The organism is Marinobacter iranensis, assembly GCF_029207565.1.
Classification (GTDB): domain Bacteria; phylum Pseudomonadota; class Gammaproteobacteria; order Pseudomonadales; family Oleiphilaceae; genus Marinobacter; species Marinobacter iranensis.
In genome coordinates, this window is record NZ_JANCMW010000006.1 from 14,904 (window position 1) to 35,086 (window position 20,183).

Annotated in this window: 24 protein-coding genes; 10 read left to right on the top strand and 14 right to left on the bottom strand. The window is 59.1% G+C overall.

Going from position 1 to position 20,183, the window contains the following annotated elements:
- Positions 1-169: 169 nt before the first annotated feature.
- The gene (locus NLU14_RS10795) at positions 170-1,090 is read right to left on the bottom strand and encodes an AraC family transcriptional regulator (protein WP_275706292.1); all 921 of its coding nucleotides are present in this window, start codon (positions 1,088-1,090) and stop codon (positions 170-172) included.
- A gap of 159 nt (positions 1,091-1,249) precedes the next feature.
- Between NLU14_RS10795 and NLU14_RS10800 the strand changes: the two genes are divergently transcribed.
- The 3 genes from NLU14_RS10800 (at position 1,250) to NLU14_RS10810 (ending at position 3,108) form a co-directional block, all read left to right on the top strand.
- The gene (locus NLU14_RS10800) at positions 1,250-1,651 is read left to right on the top strand and encodes a VOC family protein (RefSeq protein WP_275706294.1); all 402 of its coding nucleotides are present in this window, start codon (positions 1,250-1,252) and stop codon (positions 1,649-1,651) included.
- Positions 1,648-2,637 carry a saccharopine dehydrogenase family protein gene (locus NLU14_RS10805; RefSeq protein ID WP_275706296.1) on the top strand — a complete coding sequence of 330 codons (990 nt, stop codon included), beginning with the start codon at positions 1,648-1,650 and terminating at the stop codon, positions 2,635-2,637. The genes NLU14_RS10800 and NLU14_RS10805 overlap by 4 nt, the downstream gene beginning before the upstream one ends.
- A gap of 63 nt (positions 2,638-2,700) precedes the next feature.
- On the top strand, positions 2,701-3,108 hold the full coding sequence (locus NLU14_RS10810; RefSeq protein WP_275706298.1) for a VOC family protein: 408 nt from the start codon (positions 2,701-2,703) through the stop codon (positions 3,106-3,108).
- A 134-nt stretch (positions 3,109-3,242) separates the two neighbouring features.
- Here NLU14_RS10810 and NLU14_RS10815 read toward each other — a convergent pair whose 3' ends face one another.
- Genes NLU14_RS10815 through puuE form a run of 3 tightly spaced genes read right to left on the bottom strand, consistent with a single transcriptional unit; the run spans position 3,243 to position 5,533 of the window.
- On the bottom strand, positions 3,243-3,731 hold the full coding sequence (locus NLU14_RS10815) for an ureidoglycolate lyase (protein ID WP_275706300.1): 489 nt from the start codon (positions 3,729-3,731) through the stop codon (positions 3,243-3,245).
- Positions 3,732-3,752: 21 nt separating this feature from the next.
- Complete coding sequence (locus tag NLU14_RS10820) at positions 3,753-4,601, bottom strand: bifunctional allantoicase/(S)-ureidoglycine aminohydrolase (protein WP_275706302.1); 849 nt, start codon at positions 4,599-4,601, stop codon at positions 3,753-3,755.
- Complete coding sequence (puuE, locus tag NLU14_RS10825) at positions 4,601-5,533, bottom strand: allantoinase PuuE (RefSeq protein WP_275706750.1); 933 nt, start codon at positions 5,531-5,533, stop codon at positions 4,601-4,603. Before puuE ends, NLU14_RS10820 begins: the two co-directional genes overlap by 1 nt.
- Positions 5,534-5,768: 235 nt before the next feature.
- On the opposite strand from puuE, the gene NLU14_RS10830 reads away from it, so the two are divergent.
- The 3 genes from NLU14_RS10830 to NLU14_RS10840 all read left to right on the top strand — a co-directional run bounded on the left by NLU14_RS10830 (position 5,769) and on the right by NLU14_RS10840 (position 9,480).
- Positions 5,769-6,518 carry an aspartate/glutamate racemase family protein gene (locus tag NLU14_RS10830; protein WP_275706304.1) on the top strand — a complete coding sequence of 250 codons (750 nt, stop codon included), beginning with the start codon at positions 5,769-5,771 and terminating at the stop codon, positions 6,516-6,518.
- 107 nt (positions 6,519-6,625) lie between these two features.
- Complete coding sequence (locus NLU14_RS10835; RefSeq protein WP_275706306.1) at positions 6,626-7,990, top strand: NCS1 family transporter; 1,365 nt, start codon at positions 6,626-6,628, stop codon at positions 7,988-7,990.
- Positions 7,991-8,019: 29 nt separating this feature from the next.
- Positions 8,020-9,480, top strand: a complete 1,461-nt coding sequence (locus NLU14_RS10840; RefSeq protein ID WP_275706308.1) for an NCS1 family nucleobase:cation symporter-1 — start codon at positions 8,020-8,022, stop codon at positions 9,478-9,480.
- Between the two features lie 53 nt (positions 9,481-9,533).
- On the opposite strand, the gene NLU14_RS10845 is transcribed toward NLU14_RS10840, so the two are convergent.
- Complete coding sequence (locus tag NLU14_RS10845) at positions 9,534-10,268, bottom strand: GntR family transcriptional regulator (protein ID WP_420845059.1); 735 nt, start codon at positions 10,266-10,268, stop codon at positions 9,534-9,536.
- A 203-nt stretch (positions 10,269-10,471) separates the two neighbouring features.
- Between NLU14_RS10845 and NLU14_RS10850 the strand changes: the two genes are divergently transcribed.
- Together NLU14_RS10850 and NLU14_RS10855 are read left to right on the top strand one after the other, a co-directional pair.
- Entirely contained in the window at positions 10,472-11,104 is a 633-nt protein-coding gene (locus tag NLU14_RS10850; protein ID WP_275706311.1) for a glutathione S-transferase family protein, read from the top strand.
- A gap of 114 nt (positions 11,105-11,218) precedes the next feature.
- Complete coding sequence (locus NLU14_RS10855; protein ID WP_275706313.1) at positions 11,219-12,169, top strand: ribose-phosphate diphosphokinase; 951 nt, start codon at positions 11,219-11,221, stop codon at positions 12,167-12,169.
- Between the two features lie 283 nt (positions 12,170-12,452).
- On the opposite strand, the gene NLU14_RS10860 is transcribed toward NLU14_RS10855, so the two are convergent.
- From NLU14_RS10860 to NLU14_RS10870, 3 genes are all read right to left on the bottom strand, one after another.
- Positions 12,453-12,884: a VOC family protein gene (locus tag NLU14_RS10860; RefSeq protein WP_275706315.1), complete on the bottom strand. Its 432-nt coding sequence runs from the start codon at positions 12,882-12,884 to the stop codon at positions 12,453-12,455.
- 9 nt (positions 12,885-12,893) lie between these two features.
- The gene (locus NLU14_RS10865; protein WP_275706318.1) at positions 12,894-13,361 is read right to left on the bottom strand and encodes a helix-turn-helix domain-containing protein; all 468 of its coding nucleotides are present in this window, start codon (positions 13,359-13,361) and stop codon (positions 12,894-12,896) included.
- A gap of 99 nt (positions 13,362-13,460) precedes the next feature.
- Entirely contained in the window at positions 13,461-14,129 is a 669-nt protein-coding gene (locus NLU14_RS10870; protein WP_275706320.1) for a glutathione S-transferase family protein, read from the bottom strand.
- A 170-nt stretch (positions 14,130-14,299) separates the two neighbouring features.
- Between NLU14_RS10870 and NLU14_RS10875 the strand changes: the two genes are divergently transcribed.
- Positions 14,300-14,914, top strand: a complete 615-nt coding sequence (locus NLU14_RS10875; RefSeq protein WP_275706323.1) for a class I SAM-dependent methyltransferase — start codon at positions 14,300-14,302, stop codon at positions 14,912-14,914.
- 60 nt (positions 14,915-14,974) lie between these two features.
- Positions 14,975-16,129 (top strand): nucleoside hydrolase, encoded by a 1,155-nt coding sequence (locus tag NLU14_RS10880; protein ID WP_275706325.1) that lies wholly within the window; start codon positions 14,975-14,977, stop codon positions 16,127-16,129.
- Here NLU14_RS10880 and NLU14_RS10885 read toward each other — a convergent pair.
- The 6 genes from NLU14_RS10885 to NLU14_RS10910 form a co-directional block, all read right to left on the bottom strand.
- Positions 16,107-17,174: a proline racemase family protein gene (locus tag NLU14_RS10885; protein WP_275706329.1), complete on the bottom strand. Its 1,068-nt coding sequence runs from the start codon at positions 17,172-17,174 to the stop codon at positions 16,107-16,109. The genes NLU14_RS10880 and NLU14_RS10885 overlap by 23 nt on opposite strands.
- A gap of 48 nt (positions 17,175-17,222) precedes the next feature.
- Complete coding sequence (locus NLU14_RS10890) at positions 17,223-17,924, bottom strand: ArsR/SmtB family transcription factor (protein WP_275706331.1); 702 nt, start codon at positions 17,922-17,924, stop codon at positions 17,223-17,225.
- Complete coding sequence (locus tag NLU14_RS10895) at positions 17,921-18,268, bottom strand: antibiotic biosynthesis monooxygenase family protein (RefSeq protein WP_275706333.1); 348 nt, start codon at positions 18,266-18,268, stop codon at positions 17,921-17,923. The genes NLU14_RS10890 and NLU14_RS10895 overlap by 4 nt, the downstream gene beginning before the upstream one ends.
- Before the next feature lies 1 nt (position 18,269).
- Positions 18,270-18,629, bottom strand: a complete 360-nt coding sequence (locus NLU14_RS10900; protein ID WP_275706334.1) for an NIPSNAP family protein — start codon at positions 18,627-18,629, stop codon at positions 18,270-18,272.
- Between the two features lie 87 nt (positions 18,630-18,716).
- On the bottom strand, positions 18,717-19,091 hold the full coding sequence (locus NLU14_RS10905; RefSeq protein WP_275706336.1) for a nuclear transport factor 2 family protein: 375 nt from the start codon (positions 19,089-19,091) through the stop codon (positions 18,717-18,719).
- Between the two features lie 305 nt (positions 19,092-19,396).
- Positions 19,397-20,176 (bottom strand): DUF2182 domain-containing protein, encoded by a 780-nt coding sequence (locus tag NLU14_RS10910; protein WP_275706338.1) that lies wholly within the window; start codon positions 20,174-20,176, stop codon positions 19,397-19,399.
- Between the last annotated feature and the right edge of the window lie 7 nt (positions 20,177-20,183).

Here is a 20,183-nt window from a genome sequence, read left to right on the forward strand (position 1 = left end):
AAATACTGGCAACCCGACTCATCGCTGCCTTCCAGGGTACCGTCTTCCTGAATAGTAATGGTGGTGTTAAAGACATCCCCGCCGGTTAGCGTGTAGGTGGCAGAAAGCTGTTCCAGGGTAACCCCCGCATCGCTGGCGTCGTTATCACACCTACCCCGGCGCAGTAAAGTCAATGCCATTGTCGTCCCCTGTTTGACCGAGGATGGTGCGGTGTATCTGCATGCCTCATTCTCGCGGTATCCCGGGCGGGCGGGAGCCCGAATACCCGGGCGTAATCACGGCTAAATTGCGTGGCGCTTTCATAGCCGACTTCGAAGGCTGCGTTGGTGACACTTTTAGCGCTGGCCACCATGAGCATTCTTGCCCGAAGCAACCGGATCCGTTTTTGATACTGCAATGGGCTCAGCGTAGTGACCGCTTTGAAGTGCCGATGGAAAGCGGACACGCTCATCGCCGCTTTCTGGGCCAACGCCTCCACTCTGATCGGCTCGGCGAAATCCCGACGGATCCATTGGATGGCCTGGCTGATGCGGGCCATGGCCGTATCCGGCGCCGCAATATCACGCAGCATCCAGCCGTGGGGGCCTTGCAGGACCCGGTAGAGAATCTCCCGCTCGTACACGGGGGCGAGGGCCATTATTTCTTCAGGCCTGCCCATCAGCCGCAGCATGCGTAGCCACGCGTCCATCAATGCCGGAGTGGTGGCCGCTACCGAAAATGCTGCGTCGCTCTCAGTATTCCGGGCGGGCGAGGACAGGTCGGTCAGCAGTGTCGAGAGTACCGTGGGATCAAGCGTCAGACTCAACGCGAGATAAGGTTCCCCTGAAGCCGCCGGATGGACCGTGCCCACCGCTGGCAACTCAATGGACATGACGAAATACGTGGCCGGGTCATAGCGCAGCGTGCGGTCGCCGATCGTCATCGTCTTGCTGCCCTGCAGGATCAGGTTGATCATCGGGTCGTAGACGGCCGCCAGCATATGTTCCGGAATTTGGCCCTGAACCATGGCCACACGCGGGATGCCCGTTTCAGTACGGCGATTCTCGGCCTTGGAAGCCAGGGAGCGAAGCTCAAGCAGTTGATCGTTCATGGTGAGGTATGTTGATCCTGGACGCACATCCGCGCAAGCAAAAAGCAGAAACGGGCAGGTTTCGAGCAGGAACGGCTGAGCCTGCGGTGGGGAGTATTGGTTACAGTGAACACCTCGCTATTGGATCTAACTCTTCATCTGCGTCCAGGAGAACACCGCATGCTTGATCATATCTTTCTTTCCGTCAGCGACATCGAACGCTCGATTCGCTTCTACGAAGCTACGCTTGCCCCGCTGGGGATATCCGCGCGGCTCGATTACAACGGGAAAGACGGCCCGCCAGGCCACCCGGATCTCAAGGGTTTCGGCGCCAATGGTCGGATGTTCTTCTGGCTACGTGAGGGGGTAGTTGAGGGAAAAACCGTTCACGTCGGTTTCGTGGCGAACAGCAAAGCGGAGGTCGAAGCGGCCTACGCCAAGGCCATCGACAACGGGGCCATCGACAATGGCGCGCCTGGGGCACGGCTGCATTACGACCCCAATTACTACGCCGCCAACGTTCTGGATCCCGATAGCTACAGTATCGAGTTCGTCTACAAGAACTGGCAGCACCCACAATGAAAAAACTACTGATCTACGGCGCCACAGGCTATACCGGTCGCATGGCGGCAGAGCATGCCAAGGCGTCAGGGCTCGATGTCGAGATAGCCGGACGCAATCGGCAAACGCTGGCCTTGCTCGCGGACGCCCTGGCGGTTCCGTTTCGCGTGTTTGACGTCGATGGCGATGCCGATGCCGGGGCAGCAAAGGCACTGACCGGCGTGGATGTGCTGCTGAACTTCGCCGGTCCTTTCGCGAAAACAGCGGAACCATTGATGCGGGCATGTCTCAAAGCCGGCGTCGATTACCTGGACATCACTGCCGAGATCAACGTCTATCGCCTGGCAGAAAGAATGTGCGCCGAAGCGGCTGACTCCGGTGTCATGCTCCTGCCTGGCGTGGGCTGGGACGTGGTGCCGACAGACTGCCTGGCGGTGCATGTTGCGCAGCGTGTGCACGAGCCACAATCCCTGAGCGTGGCACTTCAGGTTCCCGGAGCCATGTCGCGAGGGTCCGCCATAAGTGCCGGCGAGATTATCAGCGCCGGCCTGATGGCGAGGGTCAACGGCCACCTCGTCCCGACCCCCGGTGCGCAGCCGAGATACTTCGATTTTGGTGAAGGCCCGGTGCAGTGCGCGCCGCTGTCGTTCGGTGATCTGGTGACCGGCTGGCACTCTTCCGGCATACCCAACATCGCTATGTTCGTGCATGTCAGTGGCGATGCGTTTCCGGAGGGCGACCTGTCACAACTGCCTGATGGCCCAACCGCAGAACAACGCGACGCCCATCGAGCCCGCGCCGTAGCGGAGGTGACGGGGGCCGATGGCACGGTTGCCCGATCTATGATCGAAACCGTCAATGGCTATACCTACACACCGCTGGCTGCGATCGAGGCCGCGCGCCGGGTACTGGGCGGTGACCGCAGGCCGGGGTTCGAAACACCAGCGCGGCTATTCGGTGGCGGATTCGCCGAGACGATCGAAGGGACGACCATCACAGATTGGTAGAATGAAGCGCAACAGATCCTAAAACGGCTTCATTATCCCTGCCACTGGAGCAGCTGCAACACCATGACCATTCTCGACCACATCGAATTTGCCGTTCGCGACGCCGAAGTATCGCGGCGCTTCTACGAACTTGCCCTCGCGCCTCTGGATATCGTCCGGGTCATCACCGTCGGGCCCGAGCGCACCCGCACAGGAGGTACACGCCACGGCTTCGGCAAAGACGGCTATCCCAGTCTCTGGATCCATGACAACGAACCCTCAGGAGCCGGCACGCACATTGCCTTCGCTACGGGAGAGCGAGCCATCGTCGACGCTTTTCACCAGGCCGCACTGACGGCCGGTGGTATCGACAACGGTCCGCCAGGCATCCGACAGCACTACCACGAGCACTATTATGCGGCGTACGTATTGGACCCTGACGGCATCAATGTGGAAGTGGTGTGCCAAGATGTTCCTGTCAGCGCTCCATGATGGCAGGAAAACTCCCTGTGTCAGCACGCCCTTGCCGGCGGCCCGGTCTCAGGGCGTCACGGCCGTTCTCCGGGTCAAACTCAATGGCCTTCGGGGAGGCAAAGGCGACGGCTTATCCGTGGCAGAAGCCGTAATCACTCGAGGTTGACGAGTATCTCCACCGGTTTCTCATCGCAGTTGTGCCCGGGCCCACCACGGTCCACCACCAGGAACTCTCCCTCGTGGTCCAGGACTGAATGGACCGCATGCCAGGTGCCCGCCCGGTAGTTGATGCCCTGGTGCCCGTCGGTGATGAATGCCCGCACGCTCTGCGGGTCAATCGCATCCCCGGGTGGCGCCACCACGATCAGGAATTGCTCGCCATGCAGGGGGATGAACGCCTGGCTGCCCAGGGGATGGCGTTCCAGGCAGTCTACCGCCAGGGGTACCTGTACCGGCTGGCTCACGAAGATGCTGATCAGGGGCCGGCCGCCATCGCCCAGAATCTCGACGCTGGCCAGGTCGTGGTAGCGCTGGGTTCGCCCGCCATTGATGGGGAATGAGTTGGCACTCCGGCTGTCGATCACGTCGCCGAAGGGCTCGAAGGCTTCCGGAGTGAGCGGCTGGGCTTTCAGGTTCAGCATCTTCTTTGTCCTCAAACGGGCTCAGCGGCCGCCAAAGCCGGAGAGCTTCATATGGCGATTAACGTCTTTGTACAGCAGGTAGCGGAACTGGCCCGGGCCGCCGGCGTAACAGGCCTGAGGGCAGAAGGCCCGTAGCCACATATAGTCGCCGGCCTCTACTTCAACCCAGTCTTTGTTGAGCAGGTATACGGCCTTGCCTTCCAGTACGTACAGGCCGTGTTCCATCACGTGGGTTTCCGCGAACGGAATCACGCCACCCGGCTGGAAGGTCACGATGTTCACGTGCATGTCGTGCCGCATGTCGCTCTGGTCCACAAAGCGGGTGGTGGCCCAGCAGCCGTTGGTATCGGGCATTTCGATGGGCTCTACGTCGGTCTCGTTGGTGACGAAGGGCTCGGGGAGGTCAATGCCATCAATGGCCTCATAGGCTTTGCGGATCCAGTGGAAACGCACCGCTGACGAGGCCTCATTGCGCACCTGCCAGTCACTGCCCGGCGGAATGAAGGCATAGCCGCCTGGCGCCATCGTGTGGGTCTGTCCCGCCAGGGTCAGGGTCAGTTCGCCTTCCACCACAAACAGTACGGCTTCCGCTCCGGGGTCCACTTCCGGCTTGTCACTGCCGCCGCCGGGTGATACTTCCATGATGTACTGGGAGAAGGTTTCCGCGAATCCGGACAGGGGGCGCGACAGGACCCACAGGCGCGTTTTGTCCCAGAACGGCAGGTAACTGGCAACGATGTCCCGCATCACGCCCTTCGGGATTACTGCGTAGGCCTCGGTGAATACCGCGCGGTCCGTCAGCAACTGCGTCTGCGGCGGGTGGCCGCCCGTTGGCGCGTAGTAGGGGGAGTGGGTTTGTCGGTTGGTCATCAGAGTGCTCCGGAATCAATAGGGTGGTGCTTTACCCAGTGCTGGGCGATGTCCACACGCCGTGTCACCCAGACACGATCGTGGGCCTCAATATGGTCAAGGAAGCGCTGAAGCCCCCGGAAGCGGCCCGGCCGGCCGATGAGCCTGCAATGCAGCCCCACGGAGAGCATCTTTGGCGTGTCCTTGCCTTCTTCGTACAGCACGTCGAAGGCGTCCCGCAAATACTCGAAGAAATGATCTCCGGTGTTGAATCCCTGCGGGGTGGCAAACCGCATGTCGTTGGTGTCCAGCGTGTAGGGAACAATCAGGTGGTTGTGCAGCTCGCCGCTGGAATCGCTCTGGCGACGCCAGAACGGCAGGTCGTCGCCGTAGTAGTCGCTGTCGTACAGGAAGCTGCCTTCATCCATCAGCAACCGCCGCGTGTTGGGGCTGTCCCGGCCGGTGTACCAACCTGAGGGCTTGTGGCCGTACAGCTCCTGGAAGATGTCGATGGCGCGCTGCATGTGTTCGCGCTCGATCTCCTCGGGTATGTTCTGGTAGTGAATCCAGCGCCAGCCATGGCAGGCCACTTCGTGATTCAGCTCCCGGAACGCCTGCGCTACCTCGGGGTTACGCTGCAGGGCCATGGCGACGCCGAATACCGTCAGCGGCAGGCCGCGGCGCTCAAACTCGTTCAGGATGCGCCATACCCCCGCCCGGGAGCCGTATTCGTAGATGGACTCCATGCTCATGTGGCGGTCGGCAAAGGGCTCGGCGCCCACGATCTCGGACAAAAAGCGCTCTGAGTGGCTGTCCCCGTGTAACACGCAGTTCTCGCTACCCTCTTCATAGTTGAGCACGAACTGGACGGCCACCCGCGCCTGGCCCGGCCAACGAACCTCCGGTAATGCACGGCCGTAGCCGATCAGGTCACGGGGGTATTCTGGCGTCATACTCATAGAAACATGTCCTCAATCGAGTCCGAGGGTTTGGTTGTGGGGGCTCTTACATCCACGCTGTGAAATTATTGTATACGAAAAATCGTTTTCCTGTGGCAACTCGCCAACACCGATCAGCCCCCTTCCTGCCATTTTTCTGCAACGAAAACTTGCACGCCAGGAGTCTCCGTTCTAAATTGTGTACAATTACATATTGTATTGTTCACAAAGTATGTCAACCGGGGAAACCATGCACATCAGAATTATCAACCCCAACACCACGCGCGCCATGACCGAAACCATCGGCACAGCAGCGAAAAACGTGGCGGCATCGGGTACCCGTATTACCGCCACCCAGCCCGCCAGTGGCCCGGTTTCCATCGAAAGCCATTTCGATGAAGCCATCAGCGCCGTGGGTGTCGCCGAGGAGGTGTTGGCTGGGGAACGCAGTGAAGATCCCGTCGATGCCTATGTTATTGCCTGCTTTGGCGATCCCGGCCTGCTGGCCGCCCGGGAGCTGACCCGGGCGCCGGTTATCGGCATCGCGGAAGCGGCGTTCCACGTCGCAACCATGATCAGCACCCGCTTTTCCGTTGTCACCACACTGGGCCGTACCGGCATCATCGCCGAGCATCTGCTGGAAAGTTATGGCTTCAACCACCATTGCCGGCGCGTGCGCGCAGCGGAAATCCCGGTGCTGGACCTGGAACGCAATGCGAAGGTCGCGGTGCAGCGCCTGGTTGAGGAATGCCGAAGGGCGAAGGAAGAGGACAACATTGGCGCCATCGTGCTGGGCTGCGGTGGCATGGCGGACCTGACCGATTACCTTACCGACGCGGTTGGCCTGCCCATCATTGAGGGGGTTACCGCAGCCGTCAAACTGTCTGAGGCACTGGTTGGATTGAACCTGGGCACCAGCAAACACGGTGACCTGGCCTTTCCGCGCCCGAAACCGTTTACCGGTCGTTTTGAGAGCTTCTCTGACCTGAATACCCGATAAAAACAGAACAAGACATAAAGCCGCCAAGAGATCTGATGCAGTTCTAACTATAAAGCCCCACAAGCCACATCGGGGCACACACATTTACACCCAGTACGGAGTGGACAATGACACTGCATGCACAACGAGAATGGGGGGTGCCCGAGAACGCACCCGAGACAGCTACCAAGGCGCTCGGGGATGAATCCCTTGCTCCCCAGAAAACCCGCATCATGGGGCGAGCGTCCTACCTGCTGGCCTGGTTCGGGGGCTGCGTTTCCATCGGCACCTTCACCATGGGGTCCAGCGTGGTTGGCACCCTTAACCTTATCCAGGCCACGCTGGCCATTGCCATTGGCTGCTTCGTCATTGGTGCGGCCCTGGCTCTCAACGGCGCGGCCGGTTACAAATACGGCATTCCTTTCATGGTACAGGCCCGCAGCGCGTTCGGTTTTTCCGGCACCCGTTTGCCCGGCCTGGTTCGAGCTGTGCCAGCAATCGTGTGGTATGGCTTTCAGAGCTGGATCGGCGCCGGGGCGCTGAATATGGTGTCCGCCACCCTGTTCGGTTTCGACAACCTGGTGTTCTTCTTTATCGCATTCCAGTTCCTGCAGATCGGGCTCTCGGTGATGGGCTTCCAGGGCATCAAATGGCTGGAGAACATCGGTAGCGCCTTTATCCTGGCCTCGCTGGTTTATATGTTCTACGCCACAGTGCAACGATACGGCGACACCCTCTCGGCCAACCTGCTGACCATGGAAGGTTCCTGGGGCATGCCATTCTGGGGCGCGACCATGCTGTTCCTCGGCATCTACAGCACGATGATCCTGAACGTGAGCGACTACGCCCGCGAGCACAAGCACGGCACCGGCCCGGGGCTGATGACCACCATCTATTCCATGTCCATCCTGCCCTGCACGCTGTTCATGGGCATGATCGGCTACATGGTTTCCGAGGCCACGGGCGTTGCAGACCCGATTCAGGTCTTTGCCAATGCGGTGGATAACACGCCGCTGTTGATGACCACCCTGATGTTTATTGCCTTCGCCCAGGTAACCACCAACGTACTCAACAACGTGGTTCCGCCAACGTACGTGCTGATGGATGTCTTCAAGCTGACGTTCAAGAAGGCTACGGTCATCGTGGGCCTGCTGGCCTTCGCCACCTTCCCCTGGGAATTGGTTAAAGATGGTTCCGCGGCCGGCCTGCAAATCTTCGTGCAGACCTACTCCGCCTTCCTCGGCCCGATCTTCGCGGTGCTGGTGGTTGATTACTACCTGATCCGGGGCCGGGAACTGAACCTGGACCACCTGTACAACCCCCAAGGCCCCTACCAGGGCATGAACTACGGGGCTTTGGTGGCGACGGTTCTGGGTGTCGTTGTTGCCCTGAGTTTCTCTGCGGTGTCCTGGTACGCCAGCCTCATTCCTGCGGGGCTGAGCTATTACCTGCTGATGAAGTACTGGCCTGCCTGCCAGCGCTTCCGCGACTGATCCAGCCCTCTTACACAACGGTGACACCCATGAATGACAGCGAACTGAACATCCGACAGATAGACCCTTCGCTCTACAACGACGACCTGGCCCCGATTCCCCACAGCAAGCGAACCTGGGGTTGGTTTGAAATCTTCAACGTGTGGTCAAACGACATCCAGAGCCTTTTCGGCTACACCCTGGCGGCTTCACTCTTCCTGACCTATGGGCTGAACGGATGGGCGGTGATGGCCGCCATTATCCTGGCCGGCGTCATCGTGATGTTCCTGGTGAACCTCTCCGGCAGGCCCAGCGTCAAGTACGGCATACCGTTTCCCGTGCTCAGCAGGGCCAGCATGGGGGTACGGGGTGCCAACTTCCCGGCCATGCTGCGCGGCATTGTCGGGATCTTCTGGTACGGAGTGCAGACCTACTTCGCCTCCACCGCTGTCACACTGCTGATCACCGCCTTTTATGGAGCCGGTGATGGCGCGACTTTCCTTGGCTTGTCCGGTGTTGCCTGGCTCTCGTTCGTGATTGTCTGGGTGTTCCAGATTGTCATTTTCTGCAGTGGGCTCCGGTACATCCAGCGCTTCCTGAACTGGGCCGGGCCGCTGGTCTATCTGGTGATGGTGGCGTTGATGGTGATTGTCTGGGTCAAGGCCGGCGACCAGCTCCTGCCGGCGGTTGGCACTATCTTCAGCTCCAGTGGCGAAGGGTCCGTTAACCCTGTGGGCGCCTTCCTGGCCATCGTTGGCACCATGGTGGCCTACTTCGCTGCGGTGGTGATCAACTTCGGCGACTTCACGCGCTTCGTGCGCAGCGAGGGCGACATGAAACTCGGCAACCTGCTGGGCCTGCCCCTGAACGTGGCGTTCTTCTCGTTCATCGCATTGATCATAACCGCAGGCACTCTCGTGCTGTTCGGCGAGCCGCTCACCAACCCGACGGAAATCGTGGAGCGCGTGGATTCCGTGGCCCTGACCATTATTGCGGCGCTGACCTTCTTCGCGGCAACGGTTGGGATTAACCTGGTGGCCAACTTCATCCCGCCGGCCTACGACCTCGCCAACCTGTTCCCCAGCAAGGTGAGCTTCCGGATCGGCGGCCTGATTACCGCCACGATTGCCTTCTTCGTGGGCGCATTGTGGGTGTCGGTGATCAGCCAGATCGGCGTGCCCGGATTCGTGAATGCCCTCGGTGCCATCCTGGCGCCCTTCTACGGCATCATTGTTGTGGATTACTACCTGATCAAGCGCCAGAACCTGGATATGGAGCAACTGTTCTCGTCCAGTCCGGACGGTGCCTATCACTACACGAAGGGCTGGAACACCCGGGCGCTGATGGCCTTTGGCCTGGCCGCCCTGTTTTCCATATCAACGGTACTGGTGCCGGCACTCAGTAGCCTGGGCGGCTACGGCTGGCTGATCGGGGCGGCGCTGGGGGGTGCTTTCTATCGCCTGCTCATGCCCGGGAAACAGGCCATCACCGCGGTACAGCCGGAAGGCTGATCAGGACACGGCCGCCCCCGCTCCGGCGAGTAGGGGCGTGCTGCCATTAGTGCTCAGGCATCGAACGCAAAGATATCCCTCAGGTCCGGCGTTTCCTCCGGCTCGTCAAAGATCGACAACGACGCTTCAATCGACTTCAGGTGGCGCTCCATGAAGTCGCTCGCCTTGCCACCCTCGCCTGCCGCAAGCAGCTCGATCAGGTTGTCGTGATCATGGGACTCGCAGCCCAGGTGGCCGGGGTTGCCGTAAACAGCCAGGATCAGCGACGAACGGGAACATAACTGGCCCACGAACTCGGCGAGCGTTCTATTACCGGAAATCTCCGCGAGGCGGGCATGGAAGGTAGCGGAGAGTTTGATGGCCACCCGCTGCTCACGGCTACGAAGTGCTTTTCTCTCTTCCCGCGCCATTTCACGGAGTTCCTCCACGTCGGCGGTGGTAATGCGTTTCGCCGCTGCTTCCATCAGGGCGCACTCAACCATCTGGCGGGCCTCAAACACGTCTTTCGCCTCGTCCACCGAAGGCCGGGTAACACTGGCGCCCCGGCGTGGTGTGAGCGTTACCAGTTGCTCGAGCGCCAGCCGCTGCAGAACCTTGCGAATGCCGGTACGGCTGATACCGAAGACATCGGCCAGGGCATCCTCCCGCAGACGAGCCCCGGGCTTGAGACGATGCTCGATAATGGCCTCCGAAATCGACCGATAGATAGCATCCAGCCCCTTACCTCCCGCTTTCTTCGGCCCGGGCGTTGCCGCCTGCTGCTGGCCACTTGAGGTAGACTCCGCCATCTGCCGGCTTCCACTCATTACGCTCTCCCTTGGTGACTGATCCAATCTTGACCCTTATTGTATACGTTCTGAATACGACAGGGCGACTGGGAAGAGCAGTGAACCGGCGGTGTTTTTGATGCGGTGTCGATTTAACATGCGCTGGTCCGACTAGATAGGGAGTAAAGCGAATAAACAATCCCTGTCCATCGGAGAATCTGGCTATGCTGAAACTATACGGAACACCCCCAACCCGCGCCCTGCGCGCTATCTGGTTGCTCAACGAACTGGGTCTGGAGTACGAGCTGCACCCGGTGAACCTCATGGAAGGTGAGCATCTTCAACAGGATTTTCTTTCCCTCAACCCTGCCGCCAAGGTGCCGGTATTGGTGGACGGCAACCTTGTGGTCACTGAATCTGCCGCAATCCAGCTTTACCTGGCTGAGAAATATCCCCAGGCCGGTTTCATTCCGGAATCACTGGAGGACAGGGCCCAGATGTACCGCTGGATTTTCTTCCTGGTGACCGAGGTTGAACAGCCCCTGTGGCGCATCGCGCGTCACACGTTCGTTTACCCGGAAGAGAAACAGCTGCCTCAGGATGTTGAGTTGGCGAGGCAGGAGTGCCTGGAGATGGTGGCGGTGCTTGAACAACACCTGGCAAACCGCAAGTTCATGGTCGGCGACCGGCTCAGCGTGGCCGATTTCAACGCTGCGTATATGCTGGACTGGGCGAATGAAGAGAAGATGCTGGAGGATGCACCGAGGTTGCGGGACTACCTGAAGGCGATGTACGCCCGCCCCACAGCCCCGGTGACCATCGGTGAGGCGTTTGCGGCGATGGAAAATTCGGCCTGAGGATTATGAGGTGGGGCTGAAGTGCATTCTGGCCCGGCGCCTGAATTAGCGATTGTCACCGAGCCGTCGCCATGCTTCACTTTCCTGAACCATGTGCCAATCGGAGACTACTTTATGGACAGCGAGCCGGTTCTGTTTGCCCTGGAAGGCAGCCAGGCGTTTGGTCATGCCGTTGCCTCACAGCTCGGGATTAGCCTGGCCGCCCATGAAGATCGCAATTTTGAGGATGGTGAACACAAGTCCCGGCCGCTGGACAGTGTGCGGAGCCGGGACGTCTACGTTCTCCTCTCCCTGTTTGGTGAGAAAGCGTCGAGCGTTAACGACAAGCTGATGCGCCTGCTGTTTTTCGTCGCGACAGCAAAAGATGCCGGTGCGAAGCGCGTCACCGCGTTGCTGCCGTATCTGGCCTATGCCCGCAAGGATCGACGTGGCAAGAGCCAGGACCCGATCACCACACGCTACGTGGCGCAACTGTTCGAAGCCATGGGGGCGGACCGCGTGGTGGCACTGGAAGTTCACAACCAGGGCGCATTCGACAACGCGTTCCGCTGCCAGACGGTGCACCTGGAAGCCCACAGATTGTTCGTCAACACACTCAAAGACCACGTCGGTAAAGAGCCGCTGGTGATCGTTTCCCCCGACGCTGGAGGCACCAAACGCGTGGATCGGTTCCGGGACGCCTGGGCGGATGCCGCCGACGAACAGCCACCCACCGCCTTCCTGGAAAAGCACCGCAAAGACGGCAAAGTAACCGGCGATGCCGTGATGGGGGATATGACAGGCAAAGTGGCCATCATCGTCGATGATATGGTGGCCAGCGGCACCACCCTGCTGCGCGCCGCCGAGGCTTGCAAGGACAAGGGAGCCACTAAGGTTTTCGGGGTGATCACCCATGCCCTGTTCGGGCCAGGTTCGGAGCAACTTTACCGTGCGGGGGCTATCGATCAGCTTTTCATTACAGACAGCGTGACACCCCAGCAGGAACCGGAGGCCCAAGGCCGGGTTACCACCCTTCCGGTTGCCGGCCTGTTTGCAGAGGCCGTTCAGGAGTTGCATACGGACTGAACGTGTGGATGTATGTCCGTATGGCAGCCGCGAACTGCTGCGTCCACTGGCTTTGGCTCGCCAACCTAGGCACGTGTCCTACCGCGCCACTTTTGGATGTACGGTAGTGCGAACAGGTATAGACCGGTAATTAGCATAAGTAAGAGCGGAGGCAACGGCGAGTAGGTTATCCAGGGCGACGGCTCAGCCGAATCTACCGCTCTAGCTACAAAGTTGGCAACCACGGTCGCCGTAAAAACCATGGAAAGCCAACGATGGGCCTGTCGAATCCAGTGGCTCCAGTTCATTTTAACCTCCGGGACTGCGAGTTGGATGTTGCTTCGATCATCTTCCATCCGTTGCCTGATGGATCTCGAAAGCCGGCATCTACAGTGCCGTAGCGCTCCACAGGTTCCTGCGTGAACTCAACTCCGTACCCACTCAGACGTTCGTAAGCCGCACGGCAGTTATCCACCAGCAGCACCAGCGGCGGCATGGCCCCCTTCGCGACGACCTCATGTAATGCCTGCGCGGTTGCTGCGTCATGTACTGGCGGCCCGGGCTTGAACAGGCCGAGCTGGAACGAGGGTTGGTCCGGGTGCTGGACCGTCAGCCAACGATAGTTGCCATTGCGAACGTCGGTATGAACAACAAACCCCAATTTCTCGACGTAGAATGTAAGTGCTTCATCCTGATCGCGCACATACAGACCCGCCACGTTTATACCTGTAGTCATAGAACCTCCTCAACTGGATGGAAGTTCCAGTTTGCCAGCGGCCTTCCGTCGGCGCTTCTCCGAAACTGCTATGTTAAGGTCTGGCCGATCGGCGCTGCGCACGAAGCATTCGGGCACTTCTTCCCGTGTGTGCGCAGCCAAACCTTCACGGGCTCGGAACTCTCCAGGGCTCTCGCCGGTAATGTCACGAAAAATTCGCCCGAAGGTGCCAACACTACTCCAGCCGGTTTGGAACGCGATTTGTGTTATGGGCAGGTCCGTATCACGGAGCAGTGCCGTGGCGCGCTCAATACGACGGGTAAGCAGATAACGATGTGGAGGCAGGCCGAAAGCCCTCTTATACTCCCGTGCGAAGTGCGCCACCGAGACGGCACTCGCCTGTGCCAACCGGCGGATGGGCCACTCCTCGTGGGGAGCACCGTCCATCCGGTCTTTTGCTCGCAACAATCTTCGCAATAGCTCAGGGCTCTGGCTCATCTTGTCCTCGTGCTGGCAACCAGTACCGGAACGCCTTCCCTAATGATAGTGAAATGGTTTTGAGCCTGCATGACAGTGTTGAAACGCTCCAGCCTAACGCTAGCGGACACCGGACATCCTCAGTACCTCGTCAGTTGGAACGAGGGCCAACTGAGCGCTGAAAGCACGTTTGAAAGCCGGTCGCGCTTCGCCACGGGCGACATAGGCCATGAGGTTTGGATAGTCGTTCAAAATGTCCGCCCCGTCCAGCCTGCGTAGCACTTGTATCATCAGAAGATCTCCAGCGCTGAACGCGCCGTCGAGCCACTCGGCATCACCTAACCGAGCGGCCAGGTCGTCCAGGCGGCTGCGGATGCGATCCTCAACGATCGGCAGGCGCTCCTCGTGCCATACCTTGTGGTTCTCCAGATACAGCGAAGCTTCGCGTTGAACGATCACGGGCTCAACCGTTGAGAGCGCTGAAAACATCCATCCAATCGCACGTGCCCTGGCGTTCTCATCGTTCGGCAGCAGACCCGCATGGTGCTCCGCTATATGGAACACGATGGCGCCCGACTCGAACAGGACGAGATCGCCTTCTTCATAGGTCGGAATCTGTCCGAACGGCTGAAGGGTACGATGAGCACGTTCTTTCATCGCGCTGAAAGAGACCAGGCGAACGTTATAGGGTTGGCCCACTTCTTCAAACGCCCAGCGAACGGGCATGTCGCGGGCCAGCCCCTGGCCGCGATCCGGCGATTGTTCAAAGGCGGTGATGGTCGGAATCATTCGGGACACTCCTGTTGCGCATTTTGCGGTTTCTCCATGAATTACCTGGTTGCTCCAGTTAGTCGAATGACACCGTACAGAATCGACAAGCGCCAGGATTTTTACAGGTAGCCAGTTGAAGAGTCTGGATGTAAAGTTTGCTGCAATATGCTGACTGGAGCATTTGCAGGATGAAGGCTTCAAAGGAATTCTGGGACAAAAGTGCACGCCGCTACGCCAAAAGCCCGGTGCGGGATGAAGCAACCTATCAAAAGAAGCTCGCGATCACCCAAGGGTATTTCCGGCCTCACTGGTCGGTACTCGAATTCGGCTGCGGCACCGGCAGCACCGCCCTGGTTCATGCGCCCCATGTGAAAGACATCCTTGCCACCGACATATCCGGCAAGATGCTGGATATCGCCACACAGAAAGCCCGCGATGCCGGCGTTGAGAATGTACGCTTTCAGCAGGGCACGCTGGAGAGCCTTGCGCTGGAGGCGGAAAGCTTTAATGCCGTGCTGGGGCTCAATATCCTGCATCTGCTGGAAGACGCCGAAGCGGCGATTTCCCGGGCATACGGGCTGCTGAAGCCCGGCGGTATTTTTGTCTCCAGCACGGCGCTGGTGGGCGAACTCATGCTTCTCTGGCGGCTGTTGATTCCGGCCATGCAGAGGGTGGGGCTGGCTCCGTTTGTGAATCGCTTTACCAGGCAGGCACTGGTGTTGATGCTGATCAACGCCGGATTCAGCATTGAGTACGAATGGCAGCCGGACAAGGCATCGGTTTTTCTCGTTGCCCGGAAGTGATCCCTGCCCCGGTCGATACCCGGCGGTGGGAAGCCAGGTTGTTACTGCGGAGCAACGGAAATGAATACACCGGGTAAGAAAAACAGGCTTCGACAAACTGTGGTCCGAGCGGGGTTGGGGTTGGTTGGGCTGCTGGCATTGTTCGGTCTGACCCTGGCCATACCGGTGGAAACCTGGCGAACAGGCCAGCAGTTTTCCGCGCCACTGCCTGTGCTTGCGCCCTCTGAATTACCCGCCGCACCCCACCGGATCTGGGTGGATGCAGACCCTGCCTGCGGGAAAGGCCCCCGAGTTGATCCCGATGACTGTATCGCCCTCTGGTACCTGATGCGCGAGACCGACGTGGCCATCGCCGGGGTGTCCACGGTGTTCGGAAACGCTTCGCTGGACGTTACTGACGCTATAACCCGGGACCTGGTGCCGAAGCTGCAGCGCCGGCAGGACGACGTGCCGGTCTACCGAGGCGCGGACGCACCCCTACCAGAGATGCACGACAGGGGTACGGAAGCGGAGCATGCCCTGATTGACGCACTGGCCACTGATGAGCTGACCATCGTGGCCCTCGGTCCGCTGACCAATATAGCCGCCGCACTGCAGGCCCGGCCGGATCTTCGCGACAGAATCCAGAAAATTATTGCGGTGATGGGGCGTCGGCCAGGGCATATTTTCCATCCTGCCGAGGGCAGTGGCGAAGGCACCCTGCTGGGGCATGGGCCGGTGTTCCGAGACTTCAATGTTGCTCAGGATCCGGACGCTCTGCGTGTAATCCTTGATCTGGATATACCACTGGTTCTGCTGCCTTATGAGGCTGCCCGTGAGGTGGAAATCGATGAGCATGCATTGGCCAGCATCGCCTCCAACGGAGATGGCGGGCGGTGGGTGGCTCAACGGGCCCAATCCTGGCTGAGGTACTGGAAGACAGACATAGGGCGGAACGGCTTTTACCCTTTCGATCTGATGGCAGCGATGTTTGTTGCAGAGCCGACACAGTTTGACTGTGCTCGAGTATATGCCGAGCTGCGGCAAGACCCCACGCTGTTCTTCCCCTTCAGTCGCTTGCCGTCATTGCTGATTGAGCCAATCCCGACCGATGATAACGGTAGCCCTGCCGGTGCTTTATACTGTCATGGCTTGCGGACAACGAGCCGTCGTGTTGGCGATGTCACAAAAAATTCGCCCGAAGGTGCCAACACTACTCCAACTGGTCCTGCCTGAGGATGTGGCTGAACCCAAGCCCAAGATCACTAACAAGCGGATCTTCAGTGTCAACGACTATGCTACTGTGCGCCAATAGATACGGCCTGCCTGAGACTACTGTCTGTACGCCAGCGACCCCGCCAACGGTGGTGAGACCGGCCAGCGTTCCGTTAAATTCGCTGCCGAACGGTGAGATGGTCCGGATTGTTGTCCCGACGGATACTCGCCCCTGCCCGGCCAACCACGCGAGTAACGCCGTCGTCCCGGTTCCGGTAGGGCTCTGGCAAATAACACCCGGGGCCATATACGCAGCGACATGAACGCCAGACGTTGTCGACGGGCCCTGGTCTATTTCGCCAACGAGCAAACCCAGGGTGAGTGGCGCGGAATGGCCGCGTACCGGATGCCGAAGTTCCAGGCCCGGAGCTACTACGGCGAAAAACTTCTCGAAAAAGCGCTTTAATTCAGGAACCGGCGCGCTAGCGGGATCTAGCCCAATATCCACGCCAGTGATCAATGCATAGAAGACACCGCCATAGACCAGGCTGAAGGAAACCTCTCCCCAACCTTCAACGACCACCCTGCGCTCTTCGCCAAGAACAAACCCAGGCACGGCGTCGTACGCCACGGACTCAAGACGACCAGCATGGCACGCTACTCTCAGCTCGGAGGAACCGCTTGGGGTTTCCAGCACCACCCGTCGTTCTCCCTCCTCCATGGGCAATCGCCCGGTTCCAAACAGCGCGGCCATCGTACACATGGCATTGGAGCCCGAGAAATCCGGATAGCCCATCGTTCCCATTATGATCAGGCCGGCGTCCGCGGCGGGATCGGCCGGAGGAACGACAAGATTCACGCATTGCGACGGGTCGCCGTGGGGCTTCTGAATCAGCATGCGGCGCAGCCCGTCGGCTTCACGTCGCAGGTACTCCGCACGATCCGAGACGGTACCGCCGGGCAGGTTGCTCACCCCTTCAAGGATCACGCAGCCGACATCACCGCCCGCGTGCGCCGTCACGACATCCAATGTGGGTTGTCTGGCAAAAAGGTGCTGGTAACTCATAACGAGTGTCCTCTCTGGGCACTAATCGGGAAAGCCTACCTCTGCAACTCACACCTTACTCCAGCGTTCCGCGCCCAACCAGCGACTCAAGGCTGTGGCACCCTTGGCAGTCACCTTTAATCCCCGAGCTGCCTCACGCCGTCGCAGATAGTTCCTGTCGAGCAGATGATTGCAAATGCGCTGCCCCAAAGGACCCGCTATGTGAAACCGGCGTTCACTCCAGTCAAGGCATGGGCGACACAAAGGCACGGAATTGGCAGATTGGGTTCGGTCGAACGACAAATCAATGGCCGCCAACACGTTCTCGAGCCGGCCTGTAAGAGCCCCGCCATCGGGTTCGAGCACAATGGCTTGCTCGGCCATCAGGTGGTGTGCAATAGCAACGCCCAGGCGGCCACCAAGGTGGTCGTAACACATCCTTGCCCGTCTCATGCCGGGATCGCGGGGGCCAGTCTCAACCTTGGGCGGTTTCCGACCCAATGCAGCGACCTGCATGATGCCCTCCAGCATTGTCGCCACTTCTTTTGACGCCAGACGGTGATAACGATGCCGGCCCTGTTTCAACAAAACCAATAACTCCGCTTCGATCAGCAGCGACAGATGACCGCTGGCGGTCTGGGGAGTAATCCCTCCAATTCTCGCCAGCTCATGCGCGGTATATGCCCGGCCATCCATCAGTGCCAGCAACATGGCCGTGCGGGCAGGGACTCCCACTAATGACGCTATCCGGGCAATTTCGTTGGTGTTCACTGGTGATGATGTGCCTTTGAATCGCTGGGCGCTGCTGACCGATCAGAGAGCCCATAATCTCGTACAACTTCCGCCACTCTCAATCGATAATCGGAAAAGATCTCACTCCGTCCTTTCACCTGGGCCTGGCGATGAGCCTCCATGTTCCGCCATTGCTCAATGGCGGCTTCATCCCGCCAGAAAGACAAGGAAAGCATCCGGCCAGGTTGCTTGAGGCTCTCAAAACGCTCAATGGATATGAACCCTTCTATCTGCTCTAACAGCGGCGCCAACGCGGCTGCTTCATCGAGATACTCGGCGGTTTTCCCCGAGCGTGGCTCCAGTTCAAATATCACTGCCAACATTCTATACCTCCTCCGCAGCGTTCGAGCGACAAAGTGTTGAAGGTGCATTCAGGGTGCCTTCGACGGTTTCCACGAAACTGCGCTCCTCTCGTAGTATAAATCGTTGGGATTCAGCGAGCGCGAAGTTCCGCTTTCCGGCCTCATCCGCCTTGAGGCGATGCCGATACGCCTCATAGCTTGCAAGAGAATCGAACCCGACAAGGCCCCAGGCAATGTCGTTGGTTCCTTCCGAGGGTAGGAAGTAGCCGATCAAATCACCGCCGCAACGCGGAATGATTTCACCCCAGTTTTCGGCGTAGGCTTTGAAGTGCTCTTTCTGGAATGGATCCATCTGATAGCGAATGACGCAAACTATAGACATTGAACGTCTCCTGCACCGTTGGTTTGGATGTCTATTGTGCGACTTTATTCGATGCGGATGCTTCGCTTTGGGCCGAAGTGTTCGGGATCAAGTTGAAGGCAGGTTGCCTCCCAGCATGTTTTCAACCACTGCCGCGTTATAGAAGGCTTCGACCGTCTGTATTTTGTCGTTCCGGACACGAAACCAGACTGCGAGCCGCACGTCCCCGATGGGTTCAAAGTTGGTCCGGTAGTCCAGGATTGCGAACACGTGTTCCCCGTCGGCACTGAGCTGGCGGACGATCAGGTCTTTCTGAATGGCGGCCATGCCGAATTGGTAGGACAGCATGTCATCCGGGCGAAGGAATCGCATGTTCGGCCCCACATACTCAAAACCCTCATTTACCAGCAAGGCCTTGGCCTCATCAAAACGCTGGGCATGAATATCAGCAATGAACTGTGCCACGATGTCTTTTGGTTCCATGAATAGACTCCGCGTCTGGGATATGGGCGATTATGTTGTAACACAACCCACTTCAAAGCGAGGAAAATAAAGCAATTCCTGCTACTGTTGAGTTTGGCTCACGAGGGTTTTGTATGAAAGAAGCGCCCCAAAAGCAATCCGGAACCAGCGGATACTCATGGAAACTCTCCGCGGTCGCCGCAGTGGCCTCGGTCATTGGGGCCGTGGTCACCTTTGGAGAGGTATCACCGATCATCACCGGATTGATTCTCCTTACCGCCGTCGGCTGGGGTTTTACTGCCAGGGACAATAAGCGAGGGGCCGAATCAGGCCAGGCTGAAACCAACAAGGCCCCCTCCTAGAACGACAGCCGCGGTACCCAGACACCGTGCCAGCCTTTCCCCGCCGGGCATGAGCTTCTCCAGCAATACGACAATAGCGATTACGGCAATCACCATCAGGTCCATCACACCGCCGACAAACAGAAGGGCCATGAGTGCGCAGCAACAGCCGAGGCAATACCCACCATGGATCAGGCCCATACGAAAGGCGCCGTCCAGCCCCGAGCGCCAGTGCCGGGTGATAAAGAAGAACGGTCCCCGGCAGTGACGCAGGCAGGCATTCTTCCAGGGTGACCATTGGTAGAGACCGGCGAAGATCAGCATAGCGCCGCTAAACACCTGATCCTGGCTCCGCATCATAGGGCTTAGCAGCGCCCACTGTTCGAGCAGCCATTGCAGCACGGTGGCAACCAGGCTGAACACCATCCAGATCACCACATACCCACCTATAAACAGGGCAGTGCCTGTGGCGGCGTGGGAGAGGTGGTTTTTTATCGCAACCTGACGGTAGAGCAGGATCATCGGGGTGGCGCTGGGAAACATCATGGCGATCATCATGATGGTCCACATAACAAACATCATAACGAAATAGGATGGTGTCCAGGCTCTGAACGCCATCACTTCGCCAACATCCACGGCCCCCATGCCAGCGGCCATCTCGACGAGATACCACCAGCACAACAACACAATGATCGCCACCGCAACCAAGGTGGCAATCGAGTTGCGCGACACCAGGCGAACGAATGCTCCCCCTCCTGCAGTCATCCCGTCC